This is a genomic window from Acinetobacter sp. NIPH 542 (assembly GCF_000369825.1).
Lineage (GTDB): Bacteria > Pseudomonadota > Gammaproteobacteria > Pseudomonadales > Moraxellaceae > Acinetobacter > Acinetobacter oleivorans.
On sequence record NZ_KB850204.1, the window covers coordinates 1 to 25,667 of the forward strand.

The following is a 25,667-nucleotide window of genomic DNA, read 5'->3' on the forward strand; positions in this document are numbered from 1 at the left end:
TAGCGCTGATGGTAGTGTGGGGTTTCCCATGTGAGAGTAAGTCATCGCCAGCTCATTATTCTAACACCCCGGTCTCGAAAGAAACCGGGGTGTTGCTTTATGCGCGAAAATTCAATGAATTGTTTAATTTAGATGCACTAAGACCCATAAAAAAGGACTCTATATGAGTCCTTTTTTTATATGAAGGAAACTTCGACCCCGCTCTAAATTAGAAATGGGCTTCTAAACCGAGATATGGACCCTTAAATTCAAACTTAAGATCATTATTATCGTAGTCATCTAAATCAATATTAAGTACGCGATACCCTGCTGTTAAACCAAGATCAATAAGTAGATTATCTGCAAATTTATATTTTACTTCTGCTAATGCGTCTGTGATTCTTGCATCATCAAAGTTTGTATAGGTTGCTTCACCTTTAGCACTCAAGCCTGTAAATGGAAGTTTGACTTCACCAGATAAATAAGCAATAGGATATGTTTTATCAATATCTACACGCTTACCTGTATAAGCAGTAATATCACCATTTAGTACAGTTGCACCAAGCCCAGCATCTACACTCACAATATTGTCTAGTAACTCATAATAGAGAATAAAATCGCTATGATCTAAATCAACTTTATAGTTAGCTTGACCTAGAGTTTCTGATTTAGTTTGAGTATCTAAATTTACATAACGTATTTTTGCATTTGGAATAAATGGGATTGGGTGTTCTATTGCCAATGAGAGTTGAGCACTACCTTTTTGATCTAGATCTTGATCATCAGGAAATTGAGAAGACATATTCGCTTTCCCATCGTAAAACCAGTAGCCGACATCTCCTTTTATTCCAACAAAGTCTGCTTGAGCAAGGCCACTTAAGCCCATCCCGAGCGTTAATAAAGATATTTTTAATATTTTCACTTTGAACTTCCGCATAAAAGAAATCTTTGAGCGCATGATATAGACATCTTGCTACAGATGCATTGATAAAAAATATGAGTCTGAAGCATATATTATTAATAATTTTTCTAAGCTAGATAAAATATTAATCATTTCAAATAATTAATATTTAAATTTTTCATTTGGATGACATTAGTCCTCTACAGATTTTAGTATAAATTTTGTCATATAAAAAATGGATATTATCAAATTTTAATTGGAAATTAAGGAAGAAATTAATAGATAAGTCGAGTAATTAAATAGATCTTTTTAAGAGTTGGAAGAAAATGTCATTGAACAATATTGTCTGACTATTTGATTTAAACGTAAAGATTAGCTGAAAAATAACCACTTGTGAAAAAAACTTAAAAAATTCGTAAAATTTCTGATGGAAATTACAGTAAAAAGAAATAAAAACAGGTATTGTTCAGCTATATAGGGGCAAAAAATGGACAAAAATCTTTAAGGAAGAATTTTCTATTTTTGCTTGTTTGAAATGAAAATAAAAATACTCACAAGGTGCCTTTTATTCTCAATCAAACACAAAAGTATTCTTTGGTTCTTTTTTTGCATGCGGAATAACAATCAACAATAGCAGTAAAAATAAGCAATCTTTTAACATTAGGTGTTTTATGACAGATTCTCGTGAAAACTGGACGTCACGATCTGGTTTTATTATTGCAGCCGTTGGTTCGGCTGTAGGCTTAGGTAATATTTGGCGCTTTCCATACGTTGCTTATGAAAATGGTGGTGGTGCGTTTCTTATTCCTTATCTATTGGCACTCATTACTGCTGGTTTACCGTTACTATTTTTAGATTATGCGGTCGGTCATCGTAGTACTGGTTCACCTCCAAAAGCATATCGGGCCTTATTTAAAGGTGGAGAAACATTAGGTTGGTGGCAAGTTTGTGTCTGTATCATTATTGGTTTGTATTATGCGAGCGTTTTGACATGGGCAGGTAGTTACGTTTACTTCTCTATTGGTCAAATGTGGGGAAGTGATCCGGAAGGCTTCTTCTTTAATACCTACTTACAAACCTCAAAAGCGACTGGTTTTGATTTACAGTTTGTAAGTCATTTATTCTGGCCGATTGTTGGAATTTGGGCACTTACCTTAATCATTCTTTATGGTGGGGTGAAAAAGGGTGTGGAATTATCCAATAAAATTTTCATGCCATTATTATTCATTCTATTTACTATTTTGGTGATTCAGTCATTGCGTTTACCTGGTGCAGTTCAAGGTTTGAATGCATTCTTTACGCCAAACTGGTCAGCAATGATGGACTATAAGGTATGGTTAGCCGCTTATGGTCATACTTTCTTTTCATTATCTGTTGGTTTCGGGATCATGGTTACCTATGCATCTTATTTAAAACCAAAAACGAATTTAACTGGTTCTGGCTTAATCGTTGGTTTTGCAAATGCATCAACTGAGATTTTAGCAGGGATTGGTATTTTTGCTGCGCTTGGTTTTATGGCACATGCAGCGGGTACTGATGTTAAAGATGTCGTGAGTGGCGGAATTGGATTAGCATTTATTGCATTCCCTAAAATTATTTCAAGCTTAGGCGCAGGGGCTGATTTATTTGGTCTTTTATTCTTCTCTTCACTTTTCGTCGCCGGTATTTCTTCGATGGTCAGTATTTTGGAAGTGCCTATTGCAGCAATGCAAGATAAGTTGAAATGGGGCCGTAAAAAAGCTGTAACGATTATTGGTGGTGGTAGTGCACTTGTATCAATTATTTTATTCTCAAGTGTAAATGCAATTAAGCTAGTTGATATTGTTGATCACTTTATTAATAACATCGGTATTATCGGTGGCGCATTAATATCAATTATTAGCGTAGCTTGGTTTAAACGTTCAGCTCTTAAAGAACTTAGTGACCATATAAATCGGATCTCAACCATTCAAGTGGGTAAGGGATGGGATTTCACTTTAACGGTTATTACATCTTTAATCTTGTTAACTACACTCTGTATGACTGTTTTTAATTTGATCAAAAATGGCTATGATACTTATAGTATGAGCTTACAAGGTGTATTCGGCTGGGGCAGTGTGATTTTCTGTGCGGTCGTTGCAATCGTGTTAAGCAAAATGAAAGATCGCTAGGAGGATAAAATAATGAATACTTCGGCAATCGTGATGATGGTGATTTCGATGGTGTTTTTATGGGGTGGGTTGGCTTTATCCATTCTACATTTATCGAAACATCCTGAAGAGTTAGATGACGTTTTAGAAGATGTAAAAGATCAGCATACGCTTTGATGCTGATCTAATAAAAAGCAGGCTTAAAGCCTGCTTTTTTTATGCAATTTTTTGAATTTTACAATAATAAAATCCGTCGCCAGACTGCGCTTGTGGTAATAATTGTCGGCCATGAATTTGTTCAAGTCCCCAATTCGCTTCAATCTTAATTTCTTTTGCATCAGCATGTTCTGCAAAGAAATTTATCATCTGCTGTTCATTTTCAGCTTTTAAAACTGAACAGGTAATATAGAGCAATGTGCCTCCAACGCTGAGTTGTTTCCACATATGTTCCAAAATCTGCTTTTGCAGTTCGATCGTTTGAGCTATATCGCTAGATTGGCGCAATAGGCGTATGTCAGGATGACGACGAATAACGCCTGTCGCAGAACATGGTGCATCAAGCACGATACAATCTACTGGTTGGGCAGGTACCCATTGGGTTGCATCCGCTGCCAAAATTTCTGTTTGACTTTGATCAAGTGCTAAGCGGTTTAAATTTTCAGTTACACGGATTAAACGGTTAGAATCTTGGTCAATAGCAATGAGCTGAGCCGGTTTAAACTTTTCGAGTAAGTGAGCTGTTTTTCCACCGGGAGCTGCACAGGCATCAATTACTGTTTTATTATTTAGATCTGGCAATAATGTTGCACATAGCTGAGCATGTTCATCTTGTACAGAAAACCATCCCTCTTCAAAGCCGGGTAGCTGGGTAATTTGTACAGATTGTTCAAGAACAATACCTGCATCAGACAGAGTACATGCACGTGCCTGAATATCTAGACTTTGTAATTTTGCTAAATAAGCATCACGACCAATATGACGCTGGTTAACTCGCAAGGTTAAAGGTGCGACTTGTTTTAATGATTGGCAAAGAGATTCAGTTTGTTCTCCCCAATCCTTTTTTAACCTTTTGAAAAGCCAACTTGGTAAGCCATGCGCTTGCTGTAAACCTTGCTGAAAGTCATCAGTTTCACGAGTAGCTCGACGCAAAATAGCATTCACAATACCGCCGAGTGCAGGAAATCCAAGTTGTTTGGTGGCATCTACTGTTTCTGAAATAGCGGCATGCGCTGCAATACGCGTGCATAAAACTTGATAAAGCCCAACATACAGACAGGTTTCAACAGTTTCATTATTTAACGGTTTGCTGAGCAAAGGTAGGCTAATTGATTTAAGTGCAAACCATTGGCGGAGCGTACCTAGAACAAGTTCATGAAATAGTGCGCGATCACGTTCGGCAACTTGATTCAGCTGTGTATTTAAAATACTAGCAAGTGATTGACCTTGCTGAACTTTTAATAACGTCTGAACGACTTGAGCACGTAAGTTAAATCGTGACGAATTTGATGAAACCTGACTCATGGTAGAATTTGTCCTACGTGAAGTTTTTGAGTTTGTGCAATTTGTTGTGCATTCATTGCTTTACCACCCGGCCATTGCACGCTGGTCAGACAAATAAAAGAGTTTTGACCACAAGCAACATGGACGCCTTGTTTATCAATCGCGATAATTTCACCAGCTTGGGCATTTGCTTGGTTTTGAGTAGAAGTGGTTGAGTTCCAAACACGCAAAGCACTATTTTCATCTAGTTGAATGAATGCAACTGGCCAAGGGTTGAACGCACGAATATTTCGGTCAAGTTGAACAGCATCATTTGACCAGTCAATACGAGCTTCTGATTTCACTAACTTATGTGCATAGACAGTTAGGTTTTCATCTTGAACTTCACGTTCTGCCAAATATTTTTGTAGTGTTTCTTCTGACTCGAGTACGTCGCAAATTGCTGTTGCGCCTTGAGTTGCGAGTTTGTCATGTAAAGTCGCTGATGTATCTTCGGCTGTGATTGGACAGTAGGTTTTATACATCATATCGCCTGTATCTAAACCAGCAGCCATTTGCATGATTGTGATTCCGGTTTCTTCATCACCTGTTGCAATCGCACGCTGAATTGGTGCTGCACCGCGCCAACGTGGTAATAGTGAACCGTGAATATTTAAACAGCCATATTTAGGTGTATCGAGCACAGCTTGTGGCAGAATCAAACCATAGGCTGCAACGACCATCACATCGGCACCTAAAGCTGCAAGTTCTTGTTGGGCTGCGAGCCCTTCTTCTGTAGATGCTTTAAAGTGAAGTGGTTGATAAACAGGGATACCATGTTCAAGCGCAAGCTGTTTTACAGGAGATGGCGTTAGTTTTTGTCCACGGCCGGCTTTACGATCTGGCTGGGTGTAAACGGCGATAATTTCATGGGAAGTTTTTAATAATGCCGCCAATGCTGTTGCAGCAAATTCGGGGGTGCCAGCAAAAATAATTTTCACAAATGCAATCCAAAAAGAGTTTATGGGTAGTATACGTGAAAAACGTTTGAAGCCCTAAACTCATGGCTATTGAGAAATTTGATTTTTAAATAGTGAACAAAAAATTATTCAAAAATTTTTATTGATAAAAAAATGTTATGAAAAAATAAAAAATTATTCATGTAAGTTTTGCTAAATATTGACTGACTATTACTGTTCTTGGCTTTCCGAATATTATTTGCTTCTATAGAATGGAGAATGATCAAATTATGATGATGAGTCAATATTCCGACTGATCTAACGCTATATCAGTATCATTCAGCCAGAGTGGGAGAAATTCCGCTCAAGCACAACTTGTTGGAAACACTAATGCCTGACTATCGTTCAAAAACATCGACACACGGAAGAAATATGGCTGGCGCACGTGGCTTATGGCGTGCAACAGGAATGAAAGATGAGGATTTCGGCAAACCGATTATTGCGGTGGTCAACTCATTTACTCAATTTGTTCCGGGCCATGTACATCTTAAAGATTTAGGGCAACTAGTCGCAGCAGAAATTCAGGCGGCAGGTGGTGTTGCTAAAGAGTTTAATACGATTGCAGTAGATGACGGGATCGCAATGGGGCATGACGGCATGCTTTATTCATTACCATCACGTGATTTGATTGCTGACTCAGTTGAGTACATGGTGAATGCACATTGCGCCGATGCAATGGTATGTATTTCTAACTGTGACAAAATTACTCCGGGAATGCTCATGGCTGCGATGCGCTTGAATATTCCAGTTGTTTTTGTGTCAGGTGGACCAATGGAAGCGGGCAAGGTCAAGTTCCGTGGTAATGAAAAAGCGATTGACCTTGTTGATGCAATGGTTGTTGCGGCTGATGAAAGTTATACAGACGAAGAAGTTGAAGAATTTGAACGTTCAGCATGTCCAACATGTGGTTCATGTTCAGGTATGTTCACTGCAAACTCAATGAACTGTTTAACTGAAGCTTTAGGTTTATCTTTACCGGGTAATGGTTCAATTGTTGCGACACATGCAAACCGCAAGAAACTATTCTTAAAAGCAGGCCAGCTTATTGTTGAATTGGCTAAGCGCTATTACGAACAAGAAGATGCAAGCATTTTACCTCGTTCAATTGCAACCAAGGCCGCGTTTAAAAATGCGATGACCCTTGATATTGCAATGGGTGGTTCAACCAATACGGTTCTGCATTTATTGGCAGCAGCAAGTGAAGCAGAAGTTGACTTTACTATGGACGACATTGACGAGTTGTCACGTCGAGTTCCTGTATTGTCTAAAGTAGCGCCTGCAAAACAAGACGTTCACATGGAAGATGTTCACCGTGCTGGCGGTATTATGGCCATTTTGGGCGAGCTTGATCGTGCGAAGTTACTTGATGTATCTGTACCGACTGTACATGAGAAAACTTTAAAAGATGCCTTAGATAAGTGGGACATTATCCGTACTGAAGATGCAGATGTGTATGAGTTCTATCGCTCATCTCCAGGTGGCGTACCAACTCAAGTTGCGTTCTCTCAAAACCGTTACTATGCAACTTTAGATGGCGATCGTGAAAAAGGCGTGATTCGTAATGCAGAACATGCATTCTCTAAAGATGGTGGTTTAGCAGTTCTATACGGCAACATCGCGCTTGATGGTTGTATTGTAAAAACTGCGGGTGTAGATGAATCGATCTTGAAATTTACGGGCACAGCGCGTGTATTTGAGAGCCAAGATGCTGCTGTAGATGCAATCTTGGGTCATGATATTAAAGCTGGTGATGTTGTTGTTATTCGTTACGAAGGTCCACGTGGTGGTCCGGGTATGCAAGAAATGCTTTACCCAACCAGCTACCTTAAATCGAAAGGTTTAGGAAAAGACTGTGCATTAGTAACAGATGGCCGTTTCTCTGGCGGTTCATCAGGTCTTTCAATTGGACATGTTTCGCCAGAAGCGGCTGAAGGTGGTGCAATTGGTTTGGTAGAAGATGGCGATACCATTGAAATCGATATTCCGAACCGTACGATTCACTTAAATGTTGATGATGCGACTATGGCGCACCGTCGTACAGTTCAAGAAGCGAAAGGCTGGCATCCGAAAGAAGAACGTAAACGTAAGGTATCAAAAGCGTTAAAAGTTTATGCAATGCATACAACAAGTGCAGCGAAAGGAGCTGTACGCGTTCTATAAAATATTCAATTTTATTAATTGAATAGAAACTATGCATCCATTTGCACGATAAATTATTATCATGCTGATGGGTGCATTTTTTACATCTGTTCGAAAAAATAGGCTTGTAGATGAGGGTGTTGCAAGTCATTCTATGGGTTTGCCATAAAATGATGATAAAATCTTCACCGATGCAGGAATACGTGCAATAACATGAACTTTGTTCTGCGTAAGCAGAGCTCTTCAGCATTTTGTATATGAAGTTTCTGCGACACTTTGTACTGCGATCAAAGCAGTTTTTTGGTCTTGCTTAGGATTTATTTTTTTTAGAGGCTCTACTCTCATGTCACTGCTACGCCGTTGGTTTGACCCTATCCGATCGAGTTGGTTTTACCAAAAACCTTCACGTCAAGCGGTGTTACCCACGGAAAATGGTTTAAGTATTTATTTACGACTTGATGATGTGTATAGCTATTTAGCTGTTCAGCAACTGTCTCAGCTTGATGAGATTTTAAGTGATGAACTTAAGCCCTTAAAAATTATTATTTCCCATACTGCTTCTGAACCTCCAAATGCTATGTCGCATGAAGAATGGCAAAATTATTGTTTGAATGATGCCAAAATATTAGCCAAACAACATCGTTTTGCTTTTGATGAATTTCCAGAAATCCCAAGCCAAGAATCTTTAAAACAAGCCGCCGTCATATTAAAAAGAACCCCATTACAAGGTCAGAATTTCTTACATTTACTTGAAGATATTTTTCACATGCTTTGGCAGCAGCAATACGGAAAGCTACGTACTTTACATGCCATGGCAGTTAAACATCAGCTTCCTCAACATTTTTCAGAACGTATTTTTACGGATGAGCCTGTACCAGCAGCTTACTTTGAGTTTGGTGGACGTAAATATCATGCAGTAGATGATTTATTACGCTTAACCCGCCGTCTAAAACAGCAAAAGTTACTGACCGGCAATCCGATCTTTTTAATTAATCATATCGAATGGCGTGAACATTTAATTAATGATGCTGAGGCACTTACCGAAATTCAGACACTTCATCCTGAACTTGATTTATATATTGCCTTAGAAGATCCAATGAGTTGGCTGTTGCTTGCTTATATTAAGGAAGAATTGGCTGATTATTATGATATTCAATTAAAAGTTTACCCTTTAAGCTACCAAGGCCGAGATTGGTTTGACTGGAGTTTGGCAACACGTGTTTCTAAACGAACAGATGTCGCTTTTACTCCTTTTTGCCGCCCTACCGAAGAAAGTGCGCTTGAAATGGCAAAGCTTTTCTATAGTGTGCAGGAAAATCAGCAAATCGATACGATTTTTACGATCTTGCAGGCCGTTTGGACAAAAGGCAAAGATTTATCTTTCCAAAAGCATTTCCAAGAATTACAGCATCAGCTGGGAATTGAGCAGTTAACCGAGCAGGATGTACCAGCTGTTTTGGCACAAAATGATGCTTTTTGCAAAGATAAGCATCAGCCTGATTTACCGGTTTTAGAGTTGCGTATTGATGGGCAAAGTTATGTATTTAATAGCTTGTACCGCGTTTGGATGATTGAAAGTATTTTTAGTAATGTTTTAGAAGAAAAATACAAAACGGCCTCAACTTCTAATTGAGGCCTACTCCTAAAAACAAGAATAGGGCAAACCTGTTTTTTTTCCGTAGCATAACCATGTAGGGAATCGGAGATAAACAGTGACTTTTTTAGTAATTATTATGATGGTGTTTGCCTTTGCTGGCATGATTAAAGGCATGATCGGTTTAGGGTTGCCCGCAGTATCGATGGGCTTACTCACCATCGCAATGAGTCCTTTTCAAGCAGCCTCTTTACTCATTGTTCCTTCAATGGTCACCAATGTTTGGCAGCTTTTTGCTGAAGGACATGTCTGGGCTTTTATTCGCCGTTTCTGGACCTTACTCGTAGGCATTGTGGTCGGTTCAATATGGAGTTTTCTACCGACTTTAAGTCAAAGTCATGGGCACAGTAGTGAGATTTTATTGGGCTGTATGTTGGCCTTATATGGGCTCTATGGACTATGTGTCAAAAAGCTCCCGCACTTAGGAAAGCATGAGCGTTGGCTATCGCCGATCATTGGTTATATTGGTGGAGCAGTCACCGTAGCCACAGGCGTCATTATTATTCCTATCGTGCCATATTTGCAGTCTTTGCATTTAAAACGTGACGAGCTGGTACAGGCTTTGGGACTAACATTTACGGTGTCTACCATTTGTCTTGCCGTCTTTTTACACCACAACCCAATTTCAGGAATAACACTGGATTATCGGTTATCTTTTGCGGCTTTATTTGCTGCACTCGTTGGAATGTGGTTAGGTAAAAAAATTCGCTATCGACTCAACGAGCAGTTATTTCGTCGTATCTTTTTTATAGGGTTGGTGTCATTAGGGCTTTACATGATTTTGCATTAAGCCGTTTTTTCAGGACGATGCTGCAATAAAAAATCTGCAAACTGTTGGTAACTGCTAGGCAGCTGGTTGAAGTTTTGTGTGGCTAAAAGGAGTTTACGATTTGCCCATGCACCTAGCAGTTGGATCGAATGAAAATCATAATCTGATTGCAAACGCTGTGCCGCACGAGCTGGCATAATCGCAATTCCCACGCCTTTGGCAACGACTTCAGCAATTGCACTAAAGTTAGGTAAGCGCAAACGGTATTGTATGTTAAAGCCTAATAATTTAGCTTGAGTTTCGATAGACTGCTGCAAAGAGTGATGAGGTTTAAGACCAATAAAACCATAGCTTAGAGCCTCTACCAAATTCAGCTCTTGGTATTGAGCTAAATTGTGGGTAGTAGGGCAAATTAGAACTAACGGATCACTCGCAAATTCTTTGGTTTGCAAATGTCGGGTATCGAAAAAGCTTGAGACTAGACCTAGACTCGCAATTCCTTGGGTTAATGCATCTACAATTTCTGAGCTTTCTGCCTCATGTAAATCAATATTCATTTCAGGATGAAACACTAAATATTGTGGTAATAACGTAGGCAAATATTCACTTTGAGCAGAAGAATTACACCAAAGCGTTAATGCCTCTGTGGTAGGGTGCCTAAACCGCTGCATTTCTTGTTCGAGTTGATCTTTTTGTACTAAAAGCTGACGAGCATGTTCTACAAAAGCATGTCCAGCTGTGGTGAGTTCTACCCCAGTGGCTTGGCGAACAAATAAGGGTGTCTCAAAATATTGTTCGAGTTTTTTTATACGCTCGCTCGCTGCTTGAAGTGAAATAGCAGAGCGATCAGCACCTTTAGTTAGGCTACCAGTCGAGACAATATGGATAACCAGCTGTAAATCAAAAAAATCAAAACGCATGATAGGAACGTATTGAAACGCAAAAATTCATCATACTAAATCGTAATGAAAAAAGGCAGCTTACGCTGCCTTTTTGAATTTAGGTTTTATCTTTTAAACTAAACAACCAATTTAAAATAATGGCCGCAAATGTTGCTGTACCAATGCCACCTAAATTGAAATTACCAAACATTAATTCAAAATTTCCGGCACCTAAAATAATCGTCACAGAAGCAACAATCAGGTTTTTATTGTTAGAAAAATCAACTTTGTTTTCAATCCAGATTTTTGCACCTGCAATGGTAATTAAACCAAACACAACAATAGATGCACCTGTTAAGACAGCACTTGGAATCGTACTAATTACCGCGCCAAATTTTGGAGATAAACCCAAGAAAATGGCGAAGACACCAGCAATCACAAAAACAATGGTTGAGTACACACGAGTGACTGCCATGACTCCAATGTTTTCGCCGTAAGTGGTCATACCTGGAGCACCGACACTACCAGAAAGCGTTGTTGCTAAACCATCTGCAACAAATGCCTTGCCTAATTGTGGCGTTAGGTTCTCACCAGTCATTGCACCAACAGCTTTAATATGACCTAGGTTCTCTGCTACTAAAATAAGCGCAACTGGCGCAATAATCAGCATAGCCTTAGTATCAAAAGTAGGATGTGAAAAGCTTGGGATACCGAACCATGCAGCCTGTGAGATTTGGCTAAAATCGATTGGTTTACCAAAACCTAGCCCATTGGTGGTGATAGCGTAAATTGCATATGCCAAAATTAAACCGACCAATAGAAGCAAACGTTGCAATAAGCCACGAGTAAAGACTGCAATACTACCCATACAAAGTACGGTAATTAAGGCCATCCACATTTCAAACGGTTGGCCTGCAACACCTTTAATGGTAACGGGTGCGAGGTTTAGACCAATAATCATCACAATGGCGCCAGTCACCACAGGCGGCATGAGTTTTTCAATCCAACGTGTACCCGTAAGCATCACAATAAAACCGATAATGGCGTAAAACACACCACATGCTACGATTCCGCCTAAAGCCATAGAAAGGTTTGGATTGGCGCCTGAACCTGTAATATGTCCAGTTGCTGCTGCAACCACACCAATAAACGCAAAACTTGAGCCTAAGTAACTCGGAACACGACCACCCGTAATTAAAAAGAACAGGATGGTACAGATACCAGACATTAAAATGGCAAGGTTAGGATTAAAGCCCATAAGTAATGGTGCTAAAACAGTTGCTCCAAACATGGCAAACGCATGTTGAATACCTAAAATAGCACTCTGAACTGGGGGGAGATATTCGTTGGTAGAGACCGGTCGGTGGTCAATATCACCTTGGTAAGGCTGCCATTTTGGAAACCAATTGGACATAAAATAAGCTCGTTATTCTTTAATTGGTGCCATGATACTCTTTCTTGAGAGTGCATTTAATCACTAGAAAGAAGTATGTTAGTGAAAAGTAATTATTTTTTAACGATTGGTATAATTTTATGAATTCTAAATATAAGGAATTAGTTATTTTTTTCTCATAAAGACTAATTTTTTGATTTTAAAAAAATATTCAAAAAAATAGAAAATCGAGGAAAATTTAAGAAAAATAGAGAATTTTGCAAGTAAAAAGCAGCACATTAAGATGCACTGCCTTGTTAAACAATTGGTAAAATTAGCTTAGCCCGTATTACGTAAACCCGCAGCAATACCCGCAATACTCACCATAAGTGCATGGTCAACAGGTGTGTTCTCTGCCTGACGCTCAGCAAGATAATCACGGCGGCGTTTCATGAGTTCAGCCTGTAAAAGATGCAAAGGAAGTAAGTATGGTTTACGAACCTGCATAGATTGATCAAGCACTTCGTTGTTACTAAGAAGCTTTGATTCATCTTTCAATTTAAGGAGCGTTTCAACAGCATCTTTTAAGCGCTGACGTAATTGATTACCGAGCACTTTTAAATCTTCATCGTCAGTCAAATGGGACTCGTAATAGAGTGCAATGTTGGCATCGGATTTAGACAATACCATTTCCAACATATCAATAAGCGTCTGGAAATAAGGCCATTGCTGGAGCATTTCATCAAGCGTTGCTTTTTGCTGATCGGCAATCACTTCATTAATTGCTGCACCAGTACCTAGCCATGCAGGTAACATCAAACGGATTTGGGTCCATGCAAATACCCATGGAATCGCACGTAAAGACTCGATACCACCACTCACTTTACGTTTTGCTGGACGTGAGCCTAATGGCAACATTTGTAATTCAAGTTCAGGCGTAACAGTCCGTAAATATTTCACAAAATGTGGATTTTCACGCACGGTCTGGCGATAAACTTTCACGGAGTGATCTGTCATACGGTTCATGATTTCACGCCACTCGGCTTTAGGCTCTGGTGGCGGTAATAAGGTCGCTTCAAGTGTTGCAGCGGTATAGATTTCAAGGTTTTGCATGGCAATTCCTTCTAAACCGAACTTGAAGCGAATCATTTCACCTTGTTCTGTGACACGGATTGCACCAGAGATCGAACCCGGCGGCTGTGAAAATAGTGCCTGTTGGGTGGGAGCTCCACCACGACTAATCGAACCACCACGGCCGTGGAACAGCGTCAACTGTACGCCGTGTTTTTGAGCAATTGCGGTCAGTTCTTCTTGAGCACGATACTGCGCCCAGTTAGCTGACATGAAACCAGCATCTTTTGCAGAGTCGGAGTAACCGATCATCACTTCGTGTTTACCCTGAATGTGCTGTTTATACCAATGCATATTGAACAGCGTATTCATGGTTGTTGCAGCGCCATCTAAATCTTTTAAAGTTTCAAACAGAGGAACTACACGTAAAGGGTGCTGAATACCTGCTTCTTTTTGCAATAACAACACAGCTAAAACATCACTTGGATATTCAGCCATCGAAATAATATAGGCACCTAAAGATTCAGGCGGTTGGTCTGCCAAAGTACGCATGGTTGCAAATACTTCTTGGACATCTGGGTGTCCAATCAAACTGCCTTCAGGTTCATTAATATATTTCGGCAAAAGCGGACGCTTGCTCTGTAATTCCTGAATCAGGAAGTTTTGGCGCGCTTGTTCAGTCCACGATTCAAAATTACCCAAACCTAAATATTCGGTAATTGCTGAAATCGCTTGGCGATGACGACCTGATTCTTGGCGAATGTCGAGTTTAAGTAGTTCAATACCAAAACAGTTCACACGGTAAATAAAGTCCAGGAGCTGACCATTCGCAATTTCAGGTAAGTTGCTGTCGATTAAAGAGCGATAGCACAGTAATAAAGGCTGTAAGAGTTCATCTTTGCTCTTAATGACATTGCTGTCATCTGCTTCTAAGCCTTGTAGGCGCTGCGCTAACCAGTGGCGAGTCGCTTTTAAGCGTTCGCGTGTAGCACGTAAATATTCACGATAAGGCTCTGCATGTTGGTTACCAATAGCCTGAATCATTTCTTCGGAACAGGTTTGGATTGAAAGCTCCCAACGTAAGTTTTCGATATCTCTTAGGTAAAGGTCGGCAGCTTGCCAGCGTGATAACCACAGTACTTCTTGGGTAATTTGATGAGTAACATTTGGGTTGCCATCGCGGTCTCCGCCCATCCAAGAAGCAAAGCGTACCGGCGCAATGTTAAGTGGTAAGTTTTGTTGGCAATTATCTTGAACCAACTCATTTAACTCACGAATAAATTTAGGCACAGCATTCCAAAGTGTTTGTTCGATGGTTGCAAATCCCCATTTTGCTTCATCAACAGGGGTCGGGCGGTGCTGGCGAATTTCATCTGTTTGCCATGCCGAACTGATTTGTTGCTTTAAGTTGGCAAGTGCATTTTGTCGTTCACGCGGAGTAAGTTTTTGCTGATCAAGCTGAGAAAGACAAGCATTGATATCATCATATTTTTGAATGAGGGTACGACGGCTGACTTCGGTTGGGTGCGCCGTAAGTACCAATTCAATATTAAGATCACAAATTTGCTGGAATAGTTTTTCTGTCGAAATACTTTTATCTTTAAATTTTTGAAATAGGTGAACAAGCGGATTTGGAGAATTAGCCTCCGAATCAAACTCTGCCTGTCTGCGGCTACGCACTACATGGTATTGCTCGGCAATATTGGCAAAATTTAAAAAATGAGAAAAAGCGCGGGTAAGAGGCAATAGCTCTTCATCGGGCAATTCTAAAAATAATTGTTCTAATTGCTTTTCGGCTTCAGCTTGACCATCACGTGCACCTTTGGCAAGAGCACGGATTTGCTCGATCTGATTAAACAGTTCTTGTCCTGCATGTTGTTTTAGGGTTTCACCTAACAAATTGCCAAGTAAACGGACATCCTCACGCAGTGGCGCATCGATTTGCTGAACCATGCTATTTTCTCCTGTTCTTATTCTTATCGAATATAGCGCGATTAACAAACATTCCAAGCTTTGAGCGTAAGAAAATGTGAATTTTTGCTTAAAAAATAACATTTAATTCGCTTATGGCGTCTTAAAAGTAGACATGCACTCAGTGCAACTTTTGGCAATCGGACTTTGGTTTAATTCCGATATTTGAGCAAAAATAAATGAATTGCATCTTTAATAATGTGTTCTAGCTCTTCTGCATTTGGTACGGCAATAATTCTAAGTAGAACCTTATGGTGACGTACTCCAAGCAACAAAGTTAAAAGAAGCTCTGTTTGATAAACCGGATCATCGGCTTGGATAAAACCTAATTCAGCTGCTTTTTGGAAGAATGCGGCTAACTGATTTTGAAGTCGCGTATGTGATGCATCAAAAAACTGTTCAGCTAAAGGGCTTTGTTCTGCTGCGAGTTCAAATAATACATGTTCCAGCTTTAATGCTTCAGGTGAATAAATAATCTGCAAAGCGCCTGAACACACAATAAAGAGTGCTTGATAAAAGTCTACCGATGCATCTAATTCAAATTGTTTAGGATTTAGCGTCTCTTCACAGGTTTGCGTAATTGCACAAATAAACAGATTTGCTTTGTCTTGAAAGTGATTATAAACCGTGAGTTTAGTGACACCTGCTTCCTGTGCAATCTGGTTCATGCTGGTACCGTGATAGCCAGATTTTAAAAAAATAGCTTTCGCGGCTTGTAAGATACGAGCACGTTTTTCCAGATCTTTGGGTCGACCACTTTGATTAACTGTTTGCACAAAATCCTCTGATAAAAATTTAAAAAGATAGCAATTTATAAGTTTTTCTTTAATTAATGTACCCATGGGTATATTAATTAAAAAATAAACAATTTATGATGCAAGCATATTGTGCCTTAAAAAATCAGTTTGAATAAGAGCGATAAGATATGAATCTGTTAAAACCTCTCATCATGAGTATGGTGATTGTTTGTACGGTCACATTAATGGGGTGTAGTAAAGAAGCTCCCAAAACAGAAGAAATACCCTATGTGATGGTGGCCCAACCCTTAACTACTCTCAATGAACAAAAAAGCTATGCAGGGGATGTGCAGGCTAGACAGCAAACAGCTTTAGCATTTCGGGTCGGTGGACAGGTTACGGCACGTTATGTGGATGTAGGTGATCGAGTTAAAGTCGGACAAGTTTTAGCAAAGCTTGACGTAGCAGATGCTCAGCTACAATTAAATGCCGCTAAAGCCCAACTGGACAATGCACAGGCTTCAGCAAAAACAGCAGCAGACGAACTTAAACGTTTTCAGCAATTATTGCCTATTAATGCGGTAAGTCGTTCGCAATTCGATACGGTAAAAAATCAATATGACGCTGCGCAAGCGGCTCTACAGCAAGCTCGTTCTAATTATGAAGTTTCTGCAAACCAAACTGGTTATAACCAACTCGTTTCTAATAAAAACGGGGTAATTACTGCGCGAAACATTGAAATTGGACAAGTGGTTGCTGCGGGCCAAGCGGCTTATCAACTGGCGATTGATGGAGAGCGTGAAGTTGTCATTGGTGTGCCAGAACAAGCGGTTTCCGAGATCAAGGTTGGCCAAGCAGCTTGGGTGACTTTATGGTCTAAACCGAATGACCGATTTGCTGGTTATGTGCGTGAAGTTTCCCCAGCAGCGGATCAGTCTCGTACATTTACGGTCAAAGTTGCACTCAAAGAAGGTCAATCTGCTATTCAGCTTGGACAAAGTGCACGCGTATTTTTTAGCTCGACTCAAACCAATGTGATGAGTGTGCCACTTTCAAGTGTTTCAGCAACAGATAATCAACCTTATGTCTGGGTAGTTAATGCGAATCAGACTTTACGTAAAGTACCTGTAACGATTGGTGCATATGGCAAAGACAGCGTACCTGTGTTATCTGGCTTGGCTCCAAATGATTGGGTTGTGATTGGCGGCGTACATTTGCTACGTGATAAACAGAAGATTCATCCGATTGATCGTGAAAACCGTGGGGTGAAAATTCAGGGAGCAACCCAGCCATGAAATTCAATCTCTCGGAATGGGCATTAAATAATAAAGGTATTGTCCTTTATTTTATGCTGTTGCTTGGCATTATCGGTGCAATCTCTTATTCAAAATTATCACAAAGTGAAGATCCACCCTTTACCTTTAAGGTTATGGTGGTGCAGACCTACTGGCCTGGGGCGACTGCCAAAGAAGTTTCTACTTTAGTTACGGACCGTATCGAAAAGGAACTCATGACAACAGGGCAGTATGACAAGATCATGGCTTACTCCCGTCCAGGTGAGTCGTTGGTCACTTTTGTAGCGAAGGATTCACTGACTTCTGACAAGATTCCTGATGTTTGGTACAACGTTCGTAAGAAGGTAAATGATATACGCCATGAACTGCCAAACGGTGTACAAGGTCCATTTTTCAATGACGAATTTGGAGACACTTACGGCAATATTTATGTACTGACAGGCAAAGACTTTGACTATGCACTTCTTAAGGAATATGCAGATCGTTTGCAATTACAGCTTCAACGCGTCAAGGATGTCAGTAAGGTTGAATTAATTGGTCTACAAGATCAAAAAATCTGGATTGAGATTTCTAACACCAAAGCGGTACAGCTTGGTATTCCAGTTACAGCGATTCAAGATGCCTTACAAAAGCAAAATAGTATGGCAAGTGCAGGTTTTTTTGAAACAGGCACAGACCGCATCCAGATTCGGGTAAGCGGTCATTTACAAAACATTGATGAAATTAAGAAAATGCCTTTACTGGTAGGTGATAAAACCATTCAGCTCGGAGATGTCGCTGATGTCTACCGTGGTTTTAGTCAACCTGCTCAGCCACGTATGCGTTTTATGGGTGAAAATGGGATTGGTATTGCTTTATCAATGCGTAAGGGCGGTGACATTATTGCCTTAGGTAAAAATCTCGACACAGAATTTGCCCAGCTGCAAAAAACTTTACCTTTAGGCATGAAGCTCCAAAAAGTTTCTGACCAACCTGTAGCGGTACAACGCAGTATTCATGAGTTTATAAAGGTACTCGCTGAAGCAGTTATTATTGTCTTGTTAGTGAGTTTTTTCTCTTTAGGTTTCCGTACAGGATTGGTTGTCGCTTTTTCTATTCCTTTAGTTTTAGCAATGACCTTTGCGGGGATGAATCTATTCGATGTCGGACTGCATAAGATTTCACTGGGTGCTTTGATTCTGGCACTAGGTCTATTAGTCGATGATGCCATTATTGCCGTCGAGATGATGGCAATTAAGATGGAGCAGGGTTATAGCCGGATTAAAGCCGCCGGCTTTGCGTGGAAAACAACGGCATTTCCGATGCTCACCGGAACACTGATTACTGCGGCTGGTTTCTTACCGATCGCTACGGCTCAGTCTGGTACAGGTGAATACACTCGCTCTATCTTTCAGGTGGTGACGATTGCCTTATTAGTGTCTTGGGTTGCAGCAGTTTTATTCGTACCTTATTTAGGCGAAAAGCTATTACCCGATTTTACTAAAACAGGTCATCAAGCACCTTGGTATGTCCGTTTATGGGCGAGATTAACCAAAAAACCGCAACCGCAAACCGTGGCCATTTCACAGGACCATCACTACGATCCTTACCAATCTAATTTCTATTTACGTTTTAGAAAGATGGTTGAGTTTTGTGTGACTTACCGTAAAACAGTAATTGCGACGACGGTGGGTGTTTTTGTGCTATCTGTGCTGATGTTTAAGATCGTTCCTCAGCAGTTTTTCCCACCTTCGAACCGTGCCGAGATTTTAGTTGATTTAAAACTTGAAGAAGGTGCTTCTTTAACAGCGACAGAACAAGCTGTGAAAAAGGTTGAAAAATTCCTGTCTAAACAAAAAGGTATTGATAACTATGTGGCTTATGTCGGTACAGGTTCACCACGTTTTTATTTACCGTTAGACCAGCAATTACCGCAAGCCAGCTTTGCACAGTTTGTTGTACTTGCATCATCACTGGATGATCGTGATGAAATTCGACGCTCGTTAGACAAACAAATTAGACAATTGCTGCCGCAAGTTCGTACTCGCGTGTCATTACTAGAAAATGGCCCTCCTGTTGGATATCCATTGCAATATCGTGTGTCGGGTGAAGATCAAAATCTGGTCCGTCAAGAAGCACAGAAAGTTGCTAAACTGATTAGCGAAAATCCGAATACCACCAATGTGCATTTAGATTGGGGTGAGCCGAGTAAGATTATTTCAATTCAAATTGACCAAGATCGTGCTCGACAAATGGGTGTCTCTAGTGTCGATTTAGCGAATTTCATTAATGCATCAATTACAGGTAGTGCGATTGAGCAATATCGTGAAAAGCGTGAACTCATCGAAATCCGTTTACGCGGCGATCAGAGCGAACGAGTTGAAGTGGCTTCCCTGGCAAGTTTAGCTGTACCAACGTCCAACGGAACGACTGTGCCTTTAGCTCAAATCGCTAAAATTGAGTATAAGTTTGAAGATGGTTTAATTTGGCATCGTAACCGCTTACCGACCATTACTGTTCGCGCAGATATCCGCACTCAATTACAACCAGCTACAGTGGTTGGCGAGTTAGCTGAATCAATGGATAAATTACGTGCTGAATTACCAAGTGGTTATCTGGTTGAAGTTGGTGGAACTGTAGAAGAGTCTGCACGTGGGCAAAATTCCGTTAATGCGGGTATGCCACTGTTCTTGGCTGTGGTCATGACATTACTGATGATTCAGCTCAAAAGCTTATCACGCGCGACCATTGTGTTGTTAACAGCTCCGCTGGGTTTAATTGGTGTGGTTTTATTCTTACTTCTATTTAACAAACCATTTGGTTTTGTGGCCATGTTGGGCACAATTGCACTCTCTGGCATGATCATGCGTAACTCGCTTATTTTGATTGATCAAATTGAACAAGACAGGCAAGCAGGGCATCCAACATGGGAAGCGATTATTGAGGCGACAGTGCGTCGATTCCGCCCGATTATTTTGACTGCATTAGCCGCAGTTTTGGCCATGATTCCACTTTCACGAAGTATTTTCTTTGGTCCAATGGCAGTTGCGATCATGGGCGGCTTGATTGTTGCCACCTTACTGACATTATTTTTCTTACCTGCGCTCTACGCAGCATGGTTTAAGGTGAAAAAAACCGCATAAAATACATAAATTTTTTGTGAATAAAGGTGCGAAATATTGAAAACTCCAATATAGTAGCACCTGTCTTTACACAAAAAATACAGGATTATTTCACTGCATAAAAAATAGGCTAAGTGCAGTGAATTGAGGTGAAATACAGATGGGGCAAGACCATATCGAACAGCATCGCCGTTATATAGTAATTTCTTATGCGTTCATGTTTCTTGCATTGTTTACGGTTATTTTTGCGGCCTTTGCTTATTTGGTCGCTCGTAAAGTGGCGGTTGTAGATAATGCAGAAGTTTGGATTCATGCGCATGCACTATGGATTATGCGAAACGGGATTCTATTTCTTTGTATGGCAATTTTTGCTGTGGTCTGGTTTATTCCGCTCTTCTTTTTTGCATGGGACAGTAACCTCTGGGTAACCGCCTCTACGGTTGCGGGTGTGGTATTTAGTGCTATTGCGTGGTTATTTCTATTAAATGCATGGTTAAAAGGCTTGTCTAAATATTTAAAAAATAAGGCAGTTTTTTAATATATCTATTTTTTAAACATTTTACCCTTGTAAATTCGGCTAAAGCCCCCCATTTAGTCGGCAATAGAGTATTGATAAAATTCCGTGAGGAGCACCGCCAAAAATGGCTAAACGTGATTATTATGAGGTTTTAGGCGTTTCAAAAACCGCAAGTGATGATGAGATCAAAAAAGCCTACCGTAAATTGGCGATGAAATATCATCCTGATAGAAACCCTGACAATGCCGAAGCTGAAGAGAAATTTAAAGAAGCTGCTGAAGCTTATGAAGTTTTATCGGACAGCGAAAAGCGTAGCATGTACGATCGCATGGGTCATAATGCGTTCGAAGGCGGCTTTGGCGGCGGTGGTGGTGGCTTTGGTGGATTTAGTGCCGAAGACATTTTCAGCCAGTTCGGTGATATCTTCGGTGGTGCATTCGGTGGCGGTGGACGTCAACAGCGTCAACGTCGCGGATCAGATCTACGCTATGTAATGGAACTTACCCTTGAAGAAGCTGTAAAAGGGGTGAAAAAAACCATTACCTTTACTGCTCCAGCACCTTGTGATGTGTGTGACGGTAAAGGTTCAAAAAATCCAAAAGATGTTGAAACTTGTAAAACTTGTCATGGTTCAGGACAAGTACGTATGCAGCAAGGTTTCTTCTCTGTACAACAAACATGTGGTACTTGTCGTGGCCAAGGTAAAATTATTAAAAACCCTTGTCAGGCATGTCATGGTTCAGGTGTAGCTGATCGCCAGCAAACGTTGGAAGTTACAATTCCAGCGGGTGTAGATAATGGTGACCGCGTTCGTTTGAGTGGTAAAGGCGAAGCAATTCGTGATGGCCAATCAGGTGACTTGTACGTTGAAGTTGTAGTTCGTGAACACGAAATTTTCCAACGTGATGGTGCCGATCTTTATATGGACGTACCAGTGAGCATTGCTGATGCTGCACTTGGTAAAGAAATTGAAATTCCAACTTTGGAAGGTCGCGTTAGCTTGAAGATTCCTGAGGGAACTCAAACAGGTAAATTATTCCGTTTACGTGGCAAAGGCGTTCGTCCAGTACGTAGCAGCATGGTGGGTGATTTACTCTGCCGTATTGTGGTAGAAACACCAGTCAACTTAAATTCTCGTCAACGTGAATTACTTAAAGAATTGCAAGCTTCTTTTGATGGCGAAGACAGTGCTTCTTCACCGAAGAAAAAATCATTCTTTGATCGTTTGTTCGATTAATACTTGATTAGATAAGAAATTAAAAAGAAGGCGGATATTCATAAAATATCCGCCTTTTTATTGCGCTGATTCATCTTATTATTTTTATTCTGCTTAAAAGAAAATTACGTCTGCTTACTCTGTAGGGTGAGCAACATCAATATCATTAACACTTACAGTCGGTTCGCTAGAAGCAAGAGTAGGAGCATTTTCGATTACTGGTGCAGCTACTGCTTCTGCCTGTACAGCTACTTTTGGTGCCTCTGCTGCTGTTTCGCCAATAATCGGGTCAATATCTTCAACTTTAACGTCAGTGTTGGCATCAGTTGCTACAGTCTGAGCTGTAGGTGTTGCTGTTTGAGTACTTACGTTAGTTGTAATACGTGCTTTAGATAAGCTTTCTAAGGTGTCTCCTGGCTGGATTGCAGGCTCTGCAAATGCCATTGAACTCATAATCCCCATCATCAAGGTAAAGCCAATAATTCTCGAATGCATGTTGAACTCCTTATAGTCATCTTTTTTTCATTCGTAGCCCGTAGTGTGCAGATCAATTCTTTAACTTTTGTGAAAACAGATTAAATTTCAGTTCATCTCAAAAAATAATTTTTACTTTTTATCGTGAGCAAAGAGTTTTGATATAGTAGACAAATTACGTAAAACAGAAGATTGGGAAGGATTATGTCAGCAGCTCCACGCATTGGTATTTTAGGTGCAGGCGGTCGTATGGGCCGTATACTTATTCAGGCAGTTCAACAAGCAGGCTATCAATTAGGAGCAGCCGTTGTACGCCCAGAAAGTACTTTAATCGGTGCTGATGCTGGGGAACTTGCAGGAGTGGGTTCAATTGGAGTGAAGCTTACAGGAAGCTTGGCAGAGGTTCTTAAAGACTGTGATGTCGTAATTGACTTTTCTACTCCTGTTGCAACATCTGAGCATCTAAAGCTATGTCGTGAAGCTGGGGTAGCTATAGTAATCGGGACAACGGGCATGTCAGATGAGCAAAAAGCTGAGTTAGACGAAGTTGCCACCCATATACCTGTGGTTTACGCTGCGAACTATTCTGTTGGCGTAAATGTATCAATCAAGTTACTTGAGCTTGCAGCAAAAGTATTTGGCGATACAGTAGATATTGAAGTGATTGAAGCTCATCACCGTCATAAAGTAGATGCGCCGTCAGGTACAGCGTTAATGATGGGTGAAGCGATTGCAGATACTTTAGGCCGTAACCTAAAAGAAGTTGCTGTTTATGGGCGTGAAGGGCACACAGGTCCACGTGAACGTCAAACGATTGGTTTTGAAACCATTCGTGGTGGCGATATCGTTGGTGAGCACACTGTGATGTTCATTGGTGAAGGTGAGCGCGTTGAAGTGACTCATAAAGCAACGAATCGTATGAACTTTGCTTCTGGTGCAGTGCGAGCTGCTGCATGGGTTGTGGGCCGTGAAGCGCGTAAATATGACATGAAAGATGTTTTAGGATTGAACGACGTACAGGTTTAAAACCCTGTCCGTATTCCATGTGTAGCGAGAAAAACAAGATAGAGCAGAACATGAATAAAAAACAAATTGCCTTGACCACTCTTCTTTGCTTAAGCAGCCTCTGGACGGGGGCTGCTTCTACGGAAAAAGCTAAACTCAGCTTAGACCGTAATAATATTAAAGTCTGGACCTATCAAAAGACTGATAATCCAGTCTTTCAATATAAGGCTGAAACGACTTTTGATGTGCCACTTGAACGCGCTGTTGCGGTGATTTTAGATGTAAATCGTGCCGATCAGTGGGTGCCTTATATGGGCAAGGTTCAGATGTTGTCTCAAGATGAGAAAAAGGGTGAATTCACACTCTATATGCTATTAGATTTTCCATTTCCTCTAAAAGATCGCGATGTGGTCGTGAAAGGAAAAATGAGTAAAGCAGCCAATGGCTTAATTACCATTAAGAATACGGCGATTAATAGTAATTATCCGATACAACCTGATGTCGTGCGTTTAACACGCTATGAAGGGGACTGGACCTTCCAGAAATTAGCGAATAACAAAGTTAAAGTAACCACAAGTGGTTATGCTGACCCAGCCGGTGCGATTCCGCTGAGCTTCGTAAATATGTTTGTTCAACAGCAACCTTACCAGATGTTGCTGAAAATGAAGCGGGAAGTGACGAGTCCGATTTACGAGCAACCCAAGTTACCGGAAATTTTAAAATAAATAGCTTAAAAAAAAGCGCCTGAGATCAGGCGCTTTTTTTTTAATCTGAACACTGCTGTAATGCTTGGGCGGGACTACTCTCGCGTTTGATTTGGAATAAAACCAATAACAAACCTAACCCTGCTAGCAATGCACCAGCAAATGATACTGCGCTATAACCCCAACCTAAATCGAGTACTAATGCACCTGCTGCTGCTCCAACTGCGTTACCTAAGTTAAAGGCACCGATATTTACTGAAGAGGCAAGGCCTGGTGCTTCGTGAGCGACAGACATTACACGCATTTGTAATGGTGGAACTAAAGCAAAAGTTGCAGCACCCCAGATCACTAATGCAATGGCTGCTCCAATCTGGCTTTGTGCAAGGATTGGGAAAGTCACCATCATTACAATTAACAGAACCAAGAAACCAATCAGAGTTTTGTTAATAGACAAATCTGCAAAGCGACCGCCTAAATGGTTACCAACAGAGAAACCGACACCAATCAACATCAGCATAAACGTAATGAAGGTCGGTGAAGCATGTGTAAACTCAGTCAAACTTGGCGCAATATAGGTATAGAGCGTAAACATTGCACCTGCACCAAGCACGGTGGTAAGTAGAGCAAGTATTACAGGGGCACGCGTCAACACTTTCAACTCAGCTTTCACATTCGGTTTTTGGGCAACCATACCTTGTGGTAATGCTTTCCATAAAGCGAGCATAGTAATCACACCAAGCAATGAAATCGCAAGGAAGGACATACGCCAGCCAATGTTTTGCCCAACCCATGTTGCCAACGGTACACCACCAATATTGGCAATGGTTAAGCCCATAAACATGGTTGCTACAGCACTGGCCTGTTTATGTGTGGGCACAATGCTTGCTGCTACAACTGAACCGATCCCGAAGAAAGCACCATGGTTAAGGCTTGTGATGAGACGCGCACCTAATAAGCTCATATAGCTTGGTGAAAATGCCGCTATCAGGTTACCTACCGTAAAGATCGCCATGAGAAAGATAAGCGCATTACGTCGTGCAAAACCACCAAACCACAAGGTCATGAACGGGGCACCTAGCATGACGCCAAGTGCATAGCCCGTAATTAACATTCCGGCCGTTGGAATTGAAATCCCTAAATCATTAGCGATATTCGGCAACAATCCCATTGGAGAGAATTCCGTGGTGCCAATGGCAAAGGCACCAATTGCCAATGCCAATAACGAGAACGCCGTATTTGATTGAGTGTTCATGA

The 25,667-nt window shown here is 40.7% G+C and carries 20 protein-coding genes; 11 read left to right on the forward strand and 9 right to left on the reverse strand.

Going from position 1 to position 25,667, the window contains the following annotated elements:
- Positions 1-208 precede the first annotated feature (208 nt).
- Complete coding sequence (locus F886_RS01040; RefSeq protein WP_212749656.1) at positions 209-916, reverse strand: TIGR04219 family outer membrane beta-barrel protein; 708 nt, start codon at positions 914-916, stop codon at positions 209-211.
- Between the two features lie 635 nt (positions 917-1,551).
- Here F886_RS01040 and F886_RS01045 point away from each other — a divergent pair.
- Together F886_RS01045 and F886_RS19545 are read left to right on the forward strand one after the other, a co-directional pair.
- On the forward strand, positions 1,552-3,030 hold the full coding sequence (locus F886_RS01045) for a sodium-dependent transporter (protein ID WP_005300319.1): 1,479 nt from the start codon (positions 1,552-1,554) through the stop codon (positions 3,028-3,030).
- Positions 3,031-3,042: 12 nt separating this feature from the next.
- Positions 3,043-3,186, forward strand: a complete 144-nt coding sequence (locus tag F886_RS19545) for a methionine/alanine import family NSS transporter small subunit (protein WP_004790262.1) — start codon at positions 3,043-3,045, stop codon at positions 3,184-3,186.
- A 39-nt stretch (positions 3,187-3,225) separates the two neighbouring features.
- On the opposite strand, the gene rsmB is transcribed toward F886_RS19545, so the two are convergent.
- Entirely contained in the window at positions 3,226-4,530 is a 1,305-nt protein-coding gene (gene rsmB / locus F886_RS01050) for a 16S rRNA (cytosine(967)-C(5))-methyltransferase RsmB (RefSeq protein ID WP_005300323.1), read from the reverse strand.
- The gene (fmt, locus tag F886_RS01055) at positions 4,527-5,489 is read right to left on the reverse strand and encodes a methionyl-tRNA formyltransferase (protein WP_005300327.1); all 963 of its coding nucleotides are present in this window, start codon (positions 5,487-5,489) and stop codon (positions 4,527-4,529) included. The genes rsmB and fmt overlap by 4 nt, the downstream gene beginning before the upstream one ends.
- Before the next feature lie 348 nt (positions 5,490-5,837).
- On the opposite strand from fmt, the gene ilvD reads away from it, so the two are divergent.
- From ilvD to F886_RS01070, 3 genes are all read left to right on the forward strand, one after another.
- Complete coding sequence (ilvD, locus tag F886_RS01060; RefSeq protein ID WP_034590616.1) at positions 5,838-7,667, forward strand: dihydroxy-acid dehydratase; 1,830 nt, start codon at positions 5,838-5,840, stop codon at positions 7,665-7,667.
- Between the two features lie 322 nt (positions 7,668-7,989).
- A complete protein-coding gene (locus tag F886_RS01065; RefSeq protein ID WP_005300333.1) occupies positions 7,990-9,279 on the forward strand; it encodes a hypothetical protein in 1,290 nt (429 codons plus the stop codon).
- A 79-nt stretch (positions 9,280-9,358) separates the two neighbouring features.
- On the forward strand, positions 9,359-10,090 hold the full coding sequence (locus F886_RS01070; protein ID WP_005300336.1) for a sulfite exporter TauE/SafE family protein: 732 nt from the start codon (positions 9,359-9,361) through the stop codon (positions 10,088-10,090).
- Here the strand turns inward: F886_RS01070 and F886_RS01075 are convergent.
- From F886_RS01075 to F886_RS01090, 4 genes are all read right to left on the reverse strand, one after another.
- Positions 10,087-10,989, reverse strand: coding sequence for a LysR family transcriptional regulator (locus F886_RS01075; protein ID WP_005300341.1), 903 nt, complete (start codon positions 10,987-10,989; stop codon positions 10,087-10,089). The two genes, F886_RS01070 and F886_RS01075, sit on opposite strands and share 4 nt — an antisense overlap.
- Positions 10,990-11,068: 79 nt before the next feature.
- On the reverse strand, positions 11,069-12,364 hold the full coding sequence (locus F886_RS01080; RefSeq protein WP_004790247.1) for a solute carrier family 23 protein: 1,296 nt from the start codon (positions 12,362-12,364) through the stop codon (positions 11,069-11,071).
- Between the two features lie 297 nt (positions 12,365-12,661).
- Positions 12,662-15,346, reverse strand: coding sequence for a phosphoenolpyruvate carboxylase (ppc, locus tag F886_RS01085; RefSeq protein ID WP_004790246.1), 2,685 nt, complete (start codon positions 15,344-15,346; stop codon positions 12,662-12,664).
- A gap of 170 nt (positions 15,347-15,516) precedes the next feature.
- Positions 15,517-16,140, reverse strand: a complete 624-nt coding sequence (locus F886_RS01090) for a TetR/AcrR family transcriptional regulator (protein WP_005300344.1) — start codon at positions 16,138-16,140, stop codon at positions 15,517-15,519.
- 149 nt (positions 16,141-16,289) lie between these two features.
- Here F886_RS01090 and F886_RS01095 point away from each other — a divergent pair, with 149 nt between their 5' ends.
- The 4 genes from F886_RS01095 (at position 16,290) to dnaJ (ending at position 22,251) form a co-directional block, all read left to right on the forward strand.
- Positions 16,290-17,396 (forward strand): efflux RND transporter periplasmic adaptor subunit, encoded by a 1,107-nt coding sequence (locus F886_RS01095; RefSeq protein ID WP_005300346.1) that lies wholly within the window; start codon positions 16,290-16,292, stop codon positions 17,394-17,396.
- The gene (locus tag F886_RS01100) at positions 17,393-20,518 is read left to right on the forward strand and encodes an efflux RND transporter permease subunit (RefSeq protein WP_005300348.1); all 3,126 of its coding nucleotides are present in this window, start codon (positions 17,393-17,395) and stop codon (positions 20,516-20,518) included. Before F886_RS01095 ends, F886_RS01100 begins: the two co-directional genes overlap by 4 nt.
- A gap of 139 nt (positions 20,519-20,657) precedes the next feature.
- On the forward strand, positions 20,658-21,035 hold the full coding sequence (locus F886_RS01105; protein WP_004790237.1) for a hypothetical protein: 378 nt from the start codon (positions 20,658-20,660) through the stop codon (positions 21,033-21,035).
- A gap of 103 nt (positions 21,036-21,138) precedes the next feature.
- On the forward strand, positions 21,139-22,251 hold the full coding sequence (gene dnaJ, locus F886_RS01110) for a molecular chaperone DnaJ (RefSeq protein ID WP_002119101.1): 1,113 nt from the start codon (positions 21,139-21,141) through the stop codon (positions 22,249-22,251).
- A gap of 114 nt (positions 22,252-22,365) precedes the next feature.
- Here the strand turns inward: dnaJ and F886_RS01115 are convergent, their stop codons facing one another.
- Positions 22,366-22,725, reverse strand: a complete 360-nt coding sequence (locus F886_RS01115) for a hypothetical protein (protein ID WP_005300352.1) — start codon at positions 22,723-22,725, stop codon at positions 22,366-22,368.
- Between the two features lie 183 nt (positions 22,726-22,908).
- On the opposite strand from F886_RS01115, the gene dapB reads away from it, so the two are divergent.
- Together dapB and F886_RS01125 are read left to right on the forward strand one after the other, a co-directional pair.
- Complete coding sequence (gene dapB, locus F886_RS01120) at positions 22,909-23,730, forward strand: 4-hydroxy-tetrahydrodipicolinate reductase (RefSeq protein ID WP_005300354.1); 822 nt, start codon at positions 22,909-22,911, stop codon at positions 23,728-23,730.
- Positions 23,731-23,780: 50 nt separating this feature from the next.
- Positions 23,781-24,434: an START domain-containing protein gene (locus F886_RS01125; protein WP_005300357.1), complete on the forward strand. Its 654-nt coding sequence runs from the start codon at positions 23,781-23,783 to the stop codon at positions 24,432-24,434.
- A 40-nt stretch (positions 24,435-24,474) separates the two neighbouring features.
- Here F886_RS01125 and F886_RS01130 read toward each other — a convergent pair whose 3' ends face one another.
- Positions 24,475-25,665 (reverse strand): MFS transporter, encoded by a 1,191-nt coding sequence (locus F886_RS01130; protein ID WP_005300360.1) that lies wholly within the window; start codon positions 25,663-25,665, stop codon positions 24,475-24,477.
- Between the last annotated feature and the right edge of the window lie 2 nt (positions 25,666-25,667).